This window comes from Vibrio sp. ArtGut-C1 (genome assembly GCF_002105475.1).
Lineage (GTDB): Bacteria > Pseudomonadota > Gammaproteobacteria > Enterobacterales > Vibrionaceae > Vibrio > Vibrio diabolicus.
Map to the genome: position 1 here is coordinate 90554 of NZ_NCTH01000005.1, position 15207 is coordinate 105760.

13 protein-coding genes are annotated in these 15207 nt (G+C 45.8%); 8 read left to right on the plus strand and 5 right to left on the minus strand.

From position 1 onward, the window contains the following. Positions 1–5: 5 nt before the first annotated feature. The 3 genes from treB to gmhB form a co-directional block, all read right to left on the minus strand. Positions 6–1430, minus strand: coding sequence for a PTS trehalose transporter subunit IIBC (gene treB, locus B7360_RS06195; RefSeq protein WP_005391342.1), 1425 nt, complete (start codon positions 1428–1430; stop codon positions 6–8). A gap of 178 nt (positions 1431–1608) precedes the next feature. Then, positions 1609–2556, minus strand: coding sequence for a trehalose operon repressor TreR (treR, locus tag B7360_RS06200; protein ID WP_085342969.1), 948 nt, complete (start codon positions 2554–2556; stop codon positions 1609–1611). Positions 2557–2659: 103 nt separating this feature from the next. After that, on the minus strand, positions 2660–3211 hold the full coding sequence (gene gmhB, locus B7360_RS06205) for a D-glycero-beta-D-manno-heptose 1,7-bisphosphate 7-phosphatase (RefSeq protein WP_005391350.1): 552 nt from the start codon (positions 3209–3211) through the stop codon (positions 2660–2662). Positions 3212–3552: 341 nt separating this feature from the next. Here gmhB and metN point away from each other — a divergent pair, with 341 nt between their 5' ends. The 3 genes from metN to B7360_RS06220 are packed head-to-tail and all read left to right on the plus strand — an operon-like array spanning position 3553 to position 6096. After that, a complete protein-coding gene (gene metN / locus B7360_RS06210) occupies positions 3553–4587 on the plus strand; it encodes a methionine ABC transporter ATP-binding protein MetN (protein WP_085342972.1) in 1035 nt (344 codons plus the stop codon). Then, complete coding sequence (locus B7360_RS06215) at positions 4577–5254, plus strand: methionine ABC transporter permease (RefSeq protein WP_005391355.1); 678 nt, start codon at positions 4577–4579, stop codon at positions 5252–5254. The genes metN and B7360_RS06215 overlap by 11 nt, the downstream gene beginning before the upstream one ends. Before the next feature lie 32 nt (positions 5255–5286). Next, entirely contained in the window at positions 5287–6096 is an 810-nt protein-coding gene (locus tag B7360_RS06220) for a MetQ/NlpA family lipoprotein (RefSeq protein WP_005391357.1), read from the plus strand. A gap of 111 nt (positions 6097–6207) precedes the next feature. On the opposite strand, the gene B7360_RS06225 is transcribed toward B7360_RS06220, so the two are convergent. Further along, on the minus strand, positions 6208–6984 hold the full coding sequence (locus tag B7360_RS06225) for a Zn-ribbon-containing protein (RefSeq protein WP_048626099.1): 777 nt from the start codon (positions 6982–6984) through the stop codon (positions 6208–6210). A gap of 2 nt (positions 6985–6986) precedes the next feature. Next, on the minus strand, positions 6987–7532 hold the full coding sequence (gene syd / locus B7360_RS06230) for a SecY-interacting protein (protein ID WP_085342974.1): 546 nt from the start codon (positions 7530–7532) through the stop codon (positions 6987–6989). A 108-nt stretch (positions 7533–7640) separates the two neighbouring features. Between syd and queF the strand changes: the two genes are divergently transcribed. From queF to xni, 5 genes are all read left to right on the plus strand, one after another. Then, positions 7641–8486: an NADPH-dependent 7-cyano-7-deazaguanine reductase QueF gene (queF, locus tag B7360_RS06235; protein WP_085342976.1), complete on the plus strand. Its 846-nt coding sequence runs from the start codon at positions 7641–7643 to the stop codon at positions 8484–8486. A 165-nt stretch (positions 8487–8651) separates the two neighbouring features. Further along, positions 8652–10934, plus strand: a complete 2283-nt coding sequence (locus B7360_RS06240; protein WP_085342978.1) for a hypothetical protein — start codon at positions 8652–8654, stop codon at positions 10932–10934. Positions 10935–11032: 98 nt separating this feature from the next. After that, positions 11033–12598 carry a diguanylate cyclase gene (locus B7360_RS06245; protein ID WP_053808743.1) on the plus strand — a complete coding sequence of 522 codons (1566 nt, stop codon included), beginning with the start codon at positions 11033–11035 and terminating at the stop codon, positions 12596–12598. Between the two features lie 290 nt (positions 12599–12888). Next, a complete protein-coding gene (ppnN, locus tag B7360_RS06250; protein ID WP_085342979.1) occupies positions 12889–14265 on the plus strand; it encodes a nucleotide 5'-monophosphate nucleosidase PpnN in 1377 nt (458 codons plus the stop codon). A 58-nt stretch (positions 14266–14323) separates the two neighbouring features. Continuing rightward, on the plus strand, positions 14324–15106 hold the full coding sequence (xni, locus tag B7360_RS06255) for a flap endonuclease Xni (RefSeq protein ID WP_005391374.1): 783 nt from the start codon (positions 14324–14326) through the stop codon (positions 15104–15106). The last annotated feature ends 101 nt before the right edge of the window (positions 15107–15207 follow it).

The following is a 15207-nucleotide window of genomic DNA, read 5'->3' on the forward strand; positions in this document are numbered from 1 at the left end:
TTGAATTACGCGTTTGCCGCCTCAAGCTCACCTTTGGCTTGTGCACGCTTATAAAGAAGTAATGTTAATGCGGCAGGTACCACCATCGCGACTAACATCGCCAGAGCAAAGATGCCCCAGAACTGCGGTTGGATAGATAAGATACCCGGCAAGCCGCCTACGCCGATACCGTTCGCCATGACGCCCGCACTACCACAGATAGCAGCAGCACATGCACTACCGATCATCGCACTCAACATTGGGAACTTGTATTTCAAGTTGATGCCGTACATCGCCGGCTCTGTTACGCCAAGGTAGGCAGAAATCGCCGCAGGCACTGAGATTTCACGCTCATCCTGCTTTTTACTGATGATAATGATGCCAACCACTGCCGATGCTTGAGCAATGTTCGATAGTGCAATCAAAGGCCAAATCGGCGTGCCACCCAATTCTTGCATCAACTGCAAGTCAACGGCGTTGGTTGTGTGGTGGATACCTGTGATCACAAGTGGCGCGTATAAGAAGCCGAAGATGGTTGAACCAATCATCGCGAAGTCACCCGTCATGGCTGCTTTTGCTGCGAATGCTACGCCATCACCCAACATGCGACCAAATGGACCAATGATTGAGTGCGCAAGAATCACAGACACAATGATAGAAACAAACGGTACGACCACTAGGTAAAGGTAAGACGGAATAATGCGTTTTAAGCGTGTTTCGATAAACGCCAGTGCGATACCTGCTAACATCGCGGGAATCACCTGCGCCTGATAGCCCACTTTCTCAATAGCAAACAACCCAAAGTCCCACACTTCAGGTACTTGCTTACCAATCAGGTAGGCGTTCATTAACTGCGGCGAAACCAATGTCACACCAAGCGTGATACCCAGAATCGGTGTACCGCCGAGCTTTTTCACGGTCGACCAACACACACCAACGGGTAGGAAGAAGAAAATTGCTTCACCAATTAACCATAGGAATGAATGAACAGTCGCCCAAAACTGACTGATTTCCGTTAGGGTTTGACCATCAAACATTTTGATGTCGCCAATCACATTACGGAAACCAAGAATCAAACCACCAGTAATGATCGCAGGCAACAGTGGTACAAAGATTTCTGCAAGGTGGGAAATACCACGCTCAACGATATTCATGTTTTGACGAGCAGCATTCTTGGATTCGTCTTTGCTCGCTTCACTTTTACCGCTTAACTCGATCAGTACTTTGTAAACCTCATCAACTTCAGTGCCGATGACGACTTGGAATTGACCTGCGTTGGTAAAGCAGCCCTTCACCATCGGTAATGCTTCTAACTGTTTTGTGTCTGCTTTGTCCGTATCGTTTAGAACAAAACGCAAGCGAGTTAAACAGTGGCTTACACTGGCAATATTGTCCGGCCCCCCGACCAGCTCAATAAGACGCTCCACGTCTTTACGCGCAATCTTACTCATAACTTTGTCCACCCTGTATTGGATACATTCGATTCATCATTTTATTTTTTTATAAATGGGAACATTCCCATTTCTTAATTTTAATATTGCCACTCAAAGACAAAAAACAAAATGGGAACAGTCCCATTAATTGAGAATGATCACAGTATAATTTTAGAGCAAATCATTGTAGTGTGGATTAGCGGCAAATAGGTTGTTGAGTGAAGTGAACGACTTCTTCATCGCCATTTAATTGATTAATCAGCATTTTAGCGGACTTTTCACCCGCAAGGGTATAACCAGGATCGACACTAAATACTTTAGGGAAAAGGAAAGAAAGCAACTCGTTACCACCCACGCCTGTCACGACCACGTCTTCACGACCTAACTCTTGAAGACGCTTGATTACGCCCAATGCAATGGTATCGCTGGCACACACAATGGCTTGCGTGTCTGCTTTCAGAACGTGGTCCACCAACTGATAAGCACTTTCATGGCTAAGCTTACCGGTTTGGAAGCAAGGCGTAAGTTGCTTGCGTTTACACCACGATTTATAAGCATTTAGACGAGCTAAGCCAGTGGTTTTGTCTTCAGGATCAACACCAATATAAGCAATGCGAGATAAAGATTGCTGCTCAAGGTGAGACAAAGCCATGTCTATCACGCCTTGGTTATCATAATTGATGGAAGAGACGTTATCGGTATCCATCGCAATCACCACAATGCGATTGCCCCACTCGGCTAAGGCTTGCTCATCGCATCCAGTAAAGCCAAATACAATCACGCCATCCACATTGCGACGCTTAAGCACACTCAAGTGCTCATTGGTTTTGTCTCGGTCAAACTGACTCTCCATGATCACCGCATCATAACCAGCGGAATACAATGCATTGAGCATTGTACCAACGGCGCGATTTTCTGATGGTGAGTCTAGACGGGAGATGATAACACCAATAACTTTTTGGCTACCGCCACGCATTGATTGCGCAGATTTGGACGGTACATAACCAGATTCACGAATGATTTGCTCTACTTTCTCTCGCGTTTGAGGTTTCACTTTTGGATCGTTGGTAAGCACACGGCTTACTGTTGATTTGCCAACGCCTGCCAATTTCGCGATATCAAGAATGGTGAGTTTTTTGCTCATAAGTGATCAAACTAGAATGGATGAATGCTTAGGTGACTGAACTTTAACAGTAATAAGAGAAAAGGGAAGCAAACGCTTCCCTTAAATATGCGAATTGTGCAGATTATTTCTTTAGATATGCAGGCACGTCAGCAACACTATCAAGCACAACCGTTGCCAATGCTTCACCTTGCTCAGTAATAGGCTTACCTGTGCGAACCAAAATCTTGGTACCAACGCCCGCGGCTTCTGCTGCCATCATGTCTTCGGCTTTATCACCAATCATCACAGATTTTTCCATGTCGATTTTCAAGAAGTCGCGAGCAGAGATAAACATACCAGGTTTAGGCTTGCGGCAATCACAATCCTGCTTGTAATCGCCAATGCCATGCTCAGGGTGATGCGGACAGTAGTAGATACCATCAAACTCAACACCATGATCAACAAAGTTCCAGTCCATCCATTGAGTCAGAGACAAGAAACGGTCTTCACTGAATTTACCACGTGCGATGCCCGATTGATTCGTCACTAGCACTAAGAGGTAACCTTGATCTTTCAGCGCTTTCGTCGCTTCAAACACACCATCAATGTACTCAAAATCATGTTCGTCATGAACGTAGCCGTGGTCAACGTTTATCACGCCATCACGATCGATAAAAACAGCAGGTTTTGCCAAAACATATTTCTCTATTAACTCGGTTTAATCAGATTATTACATACCTTATAAACTTCAACACTATCTAATTCGTTCTAGGCCTCGACAAAACAGTTGATTTGTTGGGCAAGAATCGGTAATTCTGAGGGGTCTCTCCACTTATCTTCTCCTCGTAACTTACTCCTCATTCTCTTCAAAACAGAACATCCATACATTTAGACGTCTAGACGTAAAAATATCTATTGACTTCATTCTGCTTAACCCATAGCATCAACTGAGAAGTGAGATAAAGCTCAACATTAAGTTCTGTCAAAGGCCGTTTTTGACAGCGAAGTTCCCCGTATCTTTGGGCAGGTTGAAACATGATAGAAATAAAAAACGTCAATAAAGTGTTCTACCAAGGCAGTAAGGAAATCCTTGCCCTGAAAGACATTAACCTACACATCGCCAAGGGCACCATCTTCGGTGTTATCGGTTCATCTGGTGCTGGTAAAAGTACGCTGATCCGCTGCGTAAACATGTTAGAAGCACCAACATCTGGCTTCATCATCGTTGATGGCATTGATTTAACAAAACTCAGCAAACAGCAGTTGGTCGAAACGCGCCGTAACATCGGCATGATCTTCCAGCATTTTAATCTGCTCTCGTCTCGTACTGTGTTTGATAACGTGGCGCTACCACTGGAACTGGCAGGCAAAGACAAATCGCAAATCACAACAAAAGTCACTGAGTTACTAAAACTTGTTGGCTTAGCCGACAAACACGAAAGCTATCCGTCCAACCTAAGTGGCGGTCAAAAACAACGTGTGGCGATTGCTCGCGCATTGGCATCCGATCCAAGCGTACTACTGTGTGACGAAGCCACTAGCGCACTGGATCCTGCAACAACTCAATCTATCCTTGAGCTATTGAAAGAGATCAACCGCAAACTCAACATCACGATTCTACTGATCACCCACGAAATGGAAGTGGTAAAAAGCATCTGTCACGAAGTGGCGATCATCGGTGGTGGTGAGTTGGTGGAGAAAGGCACCGTTGGCGATATTTTCGCGCACCCTAAAACGGAGCTGGCGCACCAATTCATTCGCTCAACGTTGGATCTATCCATTCCTGAAGATTACCAAGCACGTCTGCAAGCTGAGCGTGTTGATGGCAGCTACCCGTTGGTTCGCTTAGAGTTTACTGGCGCAACCGTCGATGCACCGTTAATGTCGCAAATTTCTCGTAAATACAATATTGATGTGAGTATTTTGAGCTCCGATCTTGATTACGCTGGCGGCGTGAAATTCGGCATGATGGTCGCAGAGCTATTTGGTAACGAAGAAGATGACAACGCAGCATTGGAATACCTGCGTAAGCACAACGTAAAAGTAGAGGTACTTGGTTATGTCCTTTAATACGATTTCTGAATGGCTGAGTTTAAACAGCAAACTACTTTTAGGTGCAACGTGGGAAACGCTTTACATGGTTGCGGTTGCCGGATTAGTCGGCTTTGCCGTGGGTATTCCATTAGGCGTAATCCTCCATATTACGAAGAAAGGCGGCCTACTTGAAAACACCAAACTAAATAGCAGCTTAGGCGCTGTCGTTAACATTGGTCGTTCTGTGCCATTCCTCGTCCTGATGGTTGCGATTATTCCAGTGACAAAAATGCTAGTTGGAACCTTTATCGGTACAACCGCAGCAATCGTCCCACTGACTATTGGTGCCATTCCGTTTGTTGCCCGTCTTATTGAAGGTGCTTTGTTAGAGGTACCAACAGGCTTGGTGGAAGCGGCACAATCAATGGGGGCGACACCAACACAGATCATCACAAAAGTTCTACTACCTGAAGCAATGCCGACTATTGTTAACTCAGTAACGATCACCTTAGTCACTCTCGTTAGCTACTCGGCCATGGCGGGTACGGTAGGCGGCGGCGGCCTCGGCGACGTAGCCATCCGTTACGGTTTCCACCGCTACGATGTAACTATCATGGCTGTGACTGTCGTGATGCTGATTGTTCTAGTACAGATTATTCAGTCTATCGGTGACGCAGTGGTGCGCCGTGTAGACCACAGATAAGCATTGAAAATACAAATTATAAGGAGATAAAGATGAAATTTAGCCTTAAAGGTCTTTTGACTGTAGCAACGGCCGCTTCTGCTCTTGTTCTAGCGGGTTGTGGCGACAAAGAAGTAGACGTAAATAAAGTAAAAGTTGGCGTTATTGCTGGTGCTGAAGCACAAGTTGCCGAAGTTGCAGCTAAAGTAGCAAAAGAAAAGTACAACCTAGACGTTGAATTAGTAACATTTACCGATTACGTAACGCCAAATGCCGCTCTGGATGATGGTTCAGTAGACGCGAATGCGTTCCAACATAAACCATACCTAGACCAACAAGTGAAAGACCGCGGCTACAAACTGGCTATCGCGGGTAACTCATTCGTTTACCCTATTGCTGGTTACTCTAAGCAAGTGAAGTCAATCGATGAAATCCAAGATGGCGCACGCATCGCAGTTCCAAACGATCCAACAAACCTAGGTCGCTCACTACTGCTTCTTGAGCAACAAGGGTTGATTACGCTACGTGATGGCGTTGGTCTACTCGCTACAGTACGTGACATCGTAGGCAACCCTAAAAATATCGAAATCATTGAGTTAGAAGCGCCACAACTTCCACGTTCATTGGATGACGTAACGCTATCTATCATCAACACCACTTACGCAAGCTCTATCGACCTATCGCCAGAGCGTGACGGTGTGTTTGTTGAAGATAAAGACTCACCATACGTAAACCTAATTGTTGCTCGCGAAGAAAATGTTAATGCGCAAAACGTACAAAACTTCGTAAAAGCTTACCAAACGGAAGAAGTTTACGAAGCGGCAAAAGAGCTATTCAAAGGCGGCGTAGTGAAAGGTTGGTAATCCCACTTTTCTAAACCGTACTGAAAATAATAGTCTGAACATAAAAGGGCTGATGTGAAAACATCAGCCCTTTTTATTTCTCTATCCACCCATTTAAGTAACTTCAATTCGCTACTTAAGGTGGTCCCAAGAGATGTTCGACACGATTCGGCAGTCATCACACTTAAAATGAAATATGTCATGTAGTGGCTCATCGAGTAGCCACTCTCCACCGCATTTTGGGCACTTGCGCGCTTTCTCGCTCTCCAGCGACTGACCGCCCACGCGATACTGGTAATAGTATGTTGGAACCTTGGTGATGTATTCGATACGACCTCGCAAATCCCAACCGCGGCGGAACAACACGCTGTCTACATCGCAAATCTCGTGCAGCGCCGCATGCTCTGCGCGGCACCCGCCAGCCATTTGGATTTCATCGCACGCTTGCCATTCTGTCTGCCATTTGATGACGGCTTTATGGTCACCATTTAGCGTCGGCTCATTGCGATACAAAGGAATCGGCAACAACGTTTCCCCACTGCGCAATGGCGAACACGTATGAACATAAGTCGTGTACAACACTTGCCAGCTAGGTGTCTCTTCTTCGGCCGCTTGTTCTGAATTTAAATCACGGCCAAGCATACGCATTTTCGGTGCAAGCAAAGATGCGTCTGACAAACGGTTCATGCACACTTTGACAAAATCTGAGTGATAACGTGGATGCAAACTGTCTTGCTCTGGGCAAACGACACGAACATAAAACTCGCCATCTCCCATCACTATCGGGAATTCACGGCCTAGTACTTGGCCGTTGTAACGCAACGCATCCATCAAGCCATTAATGGCTTTGTCTACCGCGCTGACGGTGGTGTTATCAAAACACTCAAACTGCAACTCAACAACGTACATATTTAGACAGCGGCCTCTAACTTGCTCAAGAACTCAGCCAATGAATCCGCCAGCAGATCGCGTTTAGACGTACCTAAACGCTCTAAAATCACATTACCAGTGAGGTTACAAATAGAGATTACATCCATTTCCTCATCTGTCGCCGCGATAAATACCGTTGGTTTAAGTTTCAGGCGACGTTGCGTCACCAAATGACCAAGAATATTTTCTTGTAGGCGCACAAAATCATCATCGCTCCACACTTGCAGCAGCGTCAACGAATTACCTTGCCAAGTTGCCTCCATATCGGCGCTGTATTGAGAACCATAAAAGGCTTTTACATCATCTTGCAGTGACAACTCAATCGCATTTTCCACATTAGTGAAATCGGCCATTTCATCACGTGCGACCGCTTTCCAAAGCACCTTTCCATCACGCTTCTCTTCGACACAAGGAGAAACAAGATCTGCAAGCTCTTCACTGCTTGGCAACTCATTATATTTAGCTTGCCAAGCTTGTTGGTAGCGCAGGCTGAACTCTTGTAGCGCCTGAGTAACGTTTTGGGTCATGAAGGTCTCCTCATTCCTTATTTATCAGATAGCCGTGTTTGCCGGATGGCAATTGACCAGCGGATTCAGTAAAATTCTCGCCATTCTAATCGAAAACGACCACAAAGTATGAGCAAATATTCTGACGCTAAAGAGCTTGCTGGCCTAACATTAGGTAAAAAGACCGAGTATGCGAACCAATACGACCCAAGCTTGCTGCAACCAGTTCCTCGTAGCCTAAACCGAGATGACCTTCAGTTAGGCGACAGCCTTCCTTTTATGGGCCACGACATTTGGACGCTGTACGAGCTCTCTTGGTTAAATAGTAAAGGCTTACCACAAGTGGCCGTTGGCGAAGTATACATTCCAGCCACCAGTGCAAACTTGATTGAGTCGAAGTCTTTCAAACTGTACTTAAACAGCTACAACCAAACCCGTTTTTCAAGCTGGGAAGAAGTTGAAGAGCGTTTAACGCAAGACCTATCTGAATGTGCCGGTGAAAAGGTGTTGGTCGAGGTGAACCCGGTTACTCACTACACCAATCAACCTATTGTGACAATGGAAGGCGAATGTATTGATGACCAAGACATTGACATCACCAGTTACGATTTTGATGCCGATTTGCTTGAAGGCGCAGCAGGTGAAGAGCAAGTGGAAGAAATCCTACATAGCCACCTATTGAAGTCAAACTGTTTGATCACCAATCAACCCGACTGGGGCAGTGTAGAAATTCGCTACCAAGGTGCGAAAATAGATCGCGAGAAACTGCTGCGTTACTTGGTATCTTTCCGCGAGCACAACGAATTTCACGAACAATGTGTTGAGCGTATTTTTACGGATATAATGAAATACTGCCAACCAAGCAAACTGACCGTATTCGCCCGCTACACGCGCCGTGGTGGCTTGGACATCAACCCGTACCGCTCAACGGAACAAGACAAGCCAGATCACAACCACCGCATGGCTCGTCAGTAATCGCGTTAGTGACAGAAATAAGTTCGGTAATCTAAAGGGTTACCGGACGTTTTTATTGTCCAAGCATGTTACTATATCAAATGGCTTCAACCTGCATTTAAGGGGCTTGTTGAAGTCTTTTACCGTTATCCGCCATATCTAAAAACAGTTCGAGGGAACGAAAGGATGTTTTGGGACAGTTCGCGTCTATTCAAGTTGATTGGCTTTCTTTGCTTGCTGTTTGTACAGCCGCTTCACGCGACCATTTTATCGTCCGCGTTACTCAACGAAGCACAACAATTGGCGGAAATAGAGCCATCACAAGCAAAACAAGCGGCAACCAACTACTTGTCACAACGTGAGCTAACGGAACGCAAAGAGAGTGACAGCCCTTCGGCTATGTCTCGTGACGAGACCGATCGTAGCGTTCGCACACCAAGCAGCACCATCGAAGCACACAAGATTATCGCTCAGGCAGACTACGCCATGGGTAACGTTCGTTCGGCTATCGAACACCTAAACAAAGCCGAGCGCTTAGCGCAAGAATATCAATTGCCGTACATGGATTTAGATCTCCAGCTGATGCGCAACCAAATGATTTGGATGTACGACAAAAACTATTCAAAAGCGGAAGATACGCTTAACCAAATTGAGCAGCAACTCGATGAAGCCGATGCGGTATTGCAACGTACCGACAGCGTCCGCTATCGATTAGTGATGCAAAGAGCGCTCCTCGCTTCACATAGTGGCGATCTGATTAAAGCGGAAAGTTTGTATTCTCAAGCCAAAACTATGCTTGAAGACAGCCGATCTGACTTAGCCTTGATCGACTATTACACAGCCGTCGGCGAGTTTTATCTGAATAGCAAGAAATACAATTTGGCTTTGTCGGAACTGCTTTACGGTTATTGGCAATCTATTGAGAGTGACAGTGGCGCAAGGTTAGCAAAAGTTAATCGCCTGTTGGCGAGACTCTTCCAAGAGCGTCGAGTTTACGACAAAGCGATCGAATACTTATCTCAAGCCGCAGACTTCTATGACTCCTACCCTAGCTCTCCCATCCTAGCGGATGTCCTTGAGCAAATGGGTGACATTTATTTTTACCAAGGCAAGTTTAACCTTGCCTTAGTGCACTACTTCAACGTGCTGGACCATGAAAGCACCAGTAAGAACATTAATCGGATCATTAAGATTCGCTTAAGCTTAGCGGCTACCTATCTGCAACTCTACAACTACGCGCTAGCTGAACAATACCTAGACCGTTCTAAAGAGCTTTTAGAATACACTGACATTCCTAAGCTTGAAGCAAAGGCAGCGTTGCTTCAGTCAGGCCTGGCTTATCATCAAAACGACAGTAAAAACGTCATTACCAATGCAAAGCTGGCGTTAGCACTTGCTGAAAAGTCACCTGAAAATAACAACTTCATTAAGCAGCAGTCTTACCGCTTACTCGGGCTTGGTTACGAGCAGGCAGGCGAATACCAACTTTCTCTGCAGGCTTATAAGAAATACACCAACCTTGTGCGTTTAGAGCAAAAGCAGCTCAACCAAATCAGTGAGGATGCATTCCGCCAACAAAAAGAGTTTGCTGAACAAACCATCCACTATATCGGCCAATCGGAACGCCTTGAACAAGTGGAAAGGGAACACCGCAAATTCCAGAAAATCTCATTCGCATTGTTTATTACTGTGTTGGTGATGTTTTTGTTCATTATGCGCCGCGGCGTGATCATGCAACGCCAAGCAAGTGAAATCGAAAAACTGCGTAATGATCTCTTCACTCACTCTCGTTCCCGTTTGCGTAACTTGCGTATGCTGAACGTGAAGCTGTCTCGCTCATTGAAAAAGTCGAGCGAAACTTTCGAGCAATGGCAAATGGGCGAATTGATCCACGAGCCACTTAACGACCGCCTGCGCTTTGTCATGATCGACTTGCCATTCCTACGAAGCATGTACGTCCACAACGGTTATAAAGCAGGCCTGGAGCTGGAGCGCGCATTTGGTGACTTCCTAGCGGAAAAGATAGAAAAACCGTCGCGTCTTTACCATTTCTCAGATGCAAACCTACTCTACATAGAACCGAATGCTGACCGTGATGCTTCTGCCGAAGTCATGTTCGAGAAATTCCAGACTTGGGTGGATGAGTTCGCTCAACAACACAACGTCAACAGTATTATTCGCATGGGTATCAGCGATTATCCGTTCTTACCCCGAGCCTACACTGCAATTAACGACGAGGAATTACTCGATCTGTTGCTGCTTGCGACTCACATTGCGCGAGAAGTCAGCTTGAAGGATAAGCAAAGCCACTGGGTTTTCTTGAAAGCCATCGATAACGCACCCGCCGCGAGCTTTGCAACGGGTAACATAAGAACTGCCTGTCAGCATGCCATTAGCCAAGGCCTGATTAAGACCCATTCGTCCTACAAGAATGAGGACGACATCAAGAAAATATTAAAAAATGGATAATTAAACGCCTGTTAGACATAATAACTAATGACGCTATAACGTTTTTTGTTATTATCGGATAATTGTCAGTAGTACATGGACTTAACCGTAGTCACTTCATGGGAATCTTGGAATCCGATATTCAGTCGCAGCTTCATCAGCTGAGTTGTCAACTTGACCAACTCAGACTGACACATCGTGATACTTCACTCAAATTCAAACGTGAACAACAAGTTCTTAAACGCGTTGTGGCATCATTGTCTTCAGCTTGCCAGGGTTCGAATACCCAGGTATCCAATTACCTGTTTGAAATCCAACAAGAGCTGCAACATCAAAAAGATATCAGTACTCTTATCCCACGTTTAGCGGTATTAGAGAGAATGCTCAAACAGCAGTCGAAGACGATGGACAAACAGAACGGCTACCTAGACGAACAAATCAAACACAGTGGTGAAACACTCCAACGTGTCACAGGTTTACCTGCGCAGTTAAAACGTGAACTACGGAACTTAATGAGTTTCTCAGAAGCTCATGCCAGCAATAAAGCCGATCAAGCCACTAAGCTACTGAGCATTTACGAACGCGCTCTGAAAATCATCACTTCCAACTCGCGTTTGCATCTCAGTGAGTTTGAGAATAATCCTGATAAGTCTCAACTTGAGTGCTTAGCCAGCGATCTACAACATACCATCACCGAGCTGGATTTTGAGGGAGAAACGGGAGATAGGTTGCTCGATATTCGGGCTAAGCTGCTTCTTGGCGTGAGTGCAGAGTCTCTCATTGAGCTTACGCTCTCAACGCTGAAATTGGTTGTCGAAGCAACAAAGTTCGAGCGCGAAGCGTCTAGCCAATTTCTTGATCAGCTGAACACTTCTCTCGCAAGTAACCTAAAAACCGTTCATCAGAACGTCGACCAACATCATACCTACTTTGAGCACCGCCAAGAGCTCAACACAGAAATGAACAGTCTGGTTGAATTGAGTCAACTTTCGCTCGACCAAGCTCAAGATCTAGCGGATGTAAAAAAAGAAATCGCCCCGTTACTTGCGAAAATGGCGTCGCTGACAGAGCGACTTAAAATGACGGAAGAACGAGAACAAGCGCTGCAAGAGCGTTTGAATTACAGTAAGAACCAGCTCGAAGCCGTGTTTGAAACCACCCAAGATCATCGTCGACGCTTAGATGACCAAGCTCAGCGCATGTTGCTAGATCCTCTGACTAAAGTCTATAACCGCACCGCATTTAATGATCGACTAGAGCTAGAGTATCGCCGTTGGATTCGCTCTCAACAGAACCTGCGTGTAGTGTTGTTTGACGTTGATAACTTCAAAGCGGTGAATGACAGCTATGGCTATACGGCTGGTGACAAAGCGTTGAAGATCATCGCTCGCACCATTAATAAACGCGTATCAGAAACTGAGACGGTAGCTCGCTTTGGTGGTGAAGAGTTTATTTTACTCGTTCCAGAACAATCTGAAGAATACACACTGGATCTCATTAAACATATCCAGCGTGATATTAGCCAATTACCATTTAAGTTCCGTGAGCAAAATATCATGATCACCCTAGCGGCTGTGTCGACCTCTTTTAAAGAGTCCGATACACCAGAGTATGTACTCGATCGACTCGGCAAGATGCTTGCGGACGCTAAAAAACGTGGAACAAATCAACTTAACTGGAGCTAGATTTCGTACAAAAAGCGAACAAACAAACCAGAATTGGCGCAATTTACGCTTTATAACCACCCATTTTCAACGAGTTATCACATTTCTTCCCTTTCAGTCTGCTAAGCTGTAAAAACCCAAGTCACTTCAAGATGATGCATTTACAGAACGCGAATGTACCATCTTGAGGTTGCTTGGGAGTCAATAACCATAAAACCAAATCGGCCAACTGCCTTTCATCAAACCATACGTATAACCCAAAAAGGTGAGTTGGTACTTTCCCTCAAAATAATGCAACACAAGGAGGCGTTATGATTACCCATATAAGCCCCGCTGGTAGCATGGACTTGCTATCTCAATTAGAAGTAGAGCGCTTAAAAAACACGGCCTCGAGTGAACTTTATCAACTGTACCGCAACTGCACGTTAGCGGTGTTGAACTCCGGCAGTCATACCGATAACTCGAAAGAGCTGCTCGATAAACACCAGTCGTTTGATATCAACGTAGTGCGCCGCGAGCGTGGTATTAAGCTTGAGCTGACTAACCCACCTGAGCACGCCTTTGTCGATGGCGAGATAATTAAAGGTATCCAAGAGCATCTGTTCTCCGTGTTACGCGATATTGTTTATGTCAATATGCATTTAGCAGACGCACAACGACTCAACCTGACGAACCCAATTCACATCACTAACCTCGTGTTCGGTATTCTGCGTAATGCCAGAGCACTCACACCAGGTATCGAGCCAAACCTCGTCGTGTGTTGGGGTGGTCACTCTATCAATGGCGTGGAATATCAATACACACGTGAAGTCGGTAACGAGCTTGGCTTGCGTGAACTTAATATCTGCACGGGTTGTGGCCCTGGTGCGATGGAAGGGCCAATGAAAGGTGCCGCTATCGGACATGCGAAGCAGCGTTATACTCAGCAACGTTATCTTGGTTTAACCGAGCCTTCGATTATTGCAGCCGAGCCACCAAACCCAATCGTGAATGAGCTGGTTATCATGCCGGACATCGAAAAGCGTTTGGAAGCCTTTGTACGTATGGCGCATGGCATTGTGATTTTCCCTGGTGGTCCGGGTACTGCAGAAGAGTTGCTGTATATTCTTGGCATTATGATGCACCCAGACAACGCCGATCAGCCAATGCCTATCGTGTTAACAGGACCAAAAGAGAGTGAAGAGTACTTCCGCTCTATCGACGAGTTTGTTCGCGATACACTTGGCGAAGAAGGTCAAAAGCATTACGAGATCGTCATTGACGATCCGGCAGAAGTAGCACGTATCATGAAGCGCTCCATGGACTCTGTACGCCTTCACCGAAAAGAAAAAGGCGATGCTTATAGCTTTAACTGGTCATTAAAAATCGAGCCTAACTTCCAGTTACCATTCGATCCAACTCATGAGTCGATGGAGCAATTGGATTTAAGCTTAGATCAAGAACCTCAAGTCTTAGCGGCCAACCTGCGTCAAGCCTTCTCCGGTATCGTTGCTGGTAACGTCAAAGCCGAAGGCATTCGAGAAATCGAACGTCGAGGCCCTTTCACCATTCACGGTGATCCTGTGCTAATGAAAAAGCTCGATAAGTTACTACAAGACTTTGTCGAACAACACCGAATGAAATTACCTGGCGGGTCAGACTACGAACCGTGTTATCGCATCGCTCACCCAGAAATTGGTGGTCGATAGTCAGGCTAGCATTCGTTACACTAGGGGCATTACGCCCCTTTTTTATTGCTAAGTCATTATGTCTATTCATCTTGTTATTATTGATGCCCTAAACCTGATCCGCCGTGTTCACTCTGCACAACCGGATCCAACCGACATAGCAAGAACCATCACCACGACACAAAGAACCCTCACTCGCATTCTGTCAGAAGCCAACCCGACACACATCATCGCGGTTTTCGATCACCATGAACAAGACAGAGGATGGCGAGCTGAGATTCTCCCAGACTATAAGCAAAATCGAAAACCAATGCCGGAACCACTGATGCAAGGTCTAGATGCGATTCAGCAAGCATGGTGGGAACAAGGTATTGATTCATTGCTTTCTGAAGGCGATGAAGCGGACGACTTGGTTGCTACTCTCGCGACGAAAGTGGCCAGTCATGGTGAAAAAGTCACCATCGTTTCTACGGATAAAGGCTACTGTCAGCTGCTTTCTCCTACCCTACAGATCCGTGATTACTTCCAACATCGTTGGTTAGATGAACCGTTTATCGAAAAAGAGTTCGGCGTAAAACCGAGCCAACTGGCCGATTATTGGGGGTTAACGGGGATCAGCTCTAGCCAAGTGCCGGGGGTTCCGGGCATTGGACCAAAAGCGGCGAAAGAGATTCTTACTCAGTTTGAGAATATTGAAGCAGCCTACGCCAGTGAAGACCTCGCACCGAAATACCGTAAAAAATTAGACGAGCACATTGAGTCTGCACGCTTATGTAAACGCGTCGCGGCTTTAAAGTGCGACATTGAACTCGGCTTTAACTTACAGGACATTCGCTTTACAGGACCAAATAAAGCGGAATAGTGTCTGATGATGGTTTCAAACCATAAAGCTCTCAGACAATAAAAAAGCGCCATTTGAAGGCGCTTTTTTCTATTCTCGGGACTATCCCCAAATGACTAGGA

Coding starts and splice junctions, on each gene's coding strand:
- treB (WP_005391342.1), bottom strand. CDS start 1,430: ATGAGTAAGATTGCGCGTAAAGACGTGGAGCGTCTTATTGAGCTGGTC.
- treR (WP_085342969.1), bottom strand. CDS start 2,556: ATGAGCAAAAAACTCACCATTCTTGATATCGCGAAATTGGCAGGCGTT.
- metN (WP_085342972.1), top strand. CDS start 3,553: ATGATAGAAATAAAAAACGTCAATAAAGTGTTCTACCAAGGCAGTAAG.
- B7360_RS06215 (WP_005391355.1), top strand. CDS start 4,577: ATGTCCTTTAATACGATTTCTGAATGGCTGAGTTTAAACAGCAAACTA.
- B7360_RS06220 (WP_005391357.1), top strand. CDS start 5,287: ATGAAATTTAGCCTTAAAGGTCTTTTGACTGTAGCAACGGCCGCTTCT.
- B7360_RS06225 (WP_048626099.1), bottom strand. CDS start 6,984: ATGTACGTTGTTGAGTTGCAGTTTGAGTGTTTTGATAACACCACCGTC.
- syd (WP_085342974.1), bottom strand. CDS start 7,532: ATGACCCAAAACGTTACTCAGGCGCTACAAGAGTTCAGCCTGCGCTAC.
- queF (WP_085342976.1), top strand. CDS start 7,641: ATGAGCAAATATTCTGACGCTAAAGAGCTTGCTGGCCTAACATTAGGT.
- B7360_RS06240 (WP_085342978.1), top strand. CDS start 8,652: ATGTTTTGGGACAGTTCGCGTCTATTCAAGTTGATTGGCTTTCTTTGC.
- B7360_RS06245 (WP_053808743.1), top strand. CDS start 11,033: ATGGGAATCTTGGAATCCGATATTCAGTCGCAGCTTCATCAGCTGAGT.
- ppnN (WP_085342979.1), top strand. CDS start 12,889: ATGATTACCCATATAAGCCCCGCTGGTAGCATGGACTTGCTATCTCAA.
- xni (WP_005391374.1), top strand. CDS start 14,324: ATGTCTATTCATCTTGTTATTATTGATGCCCTAAACCTGATCCGCCGT.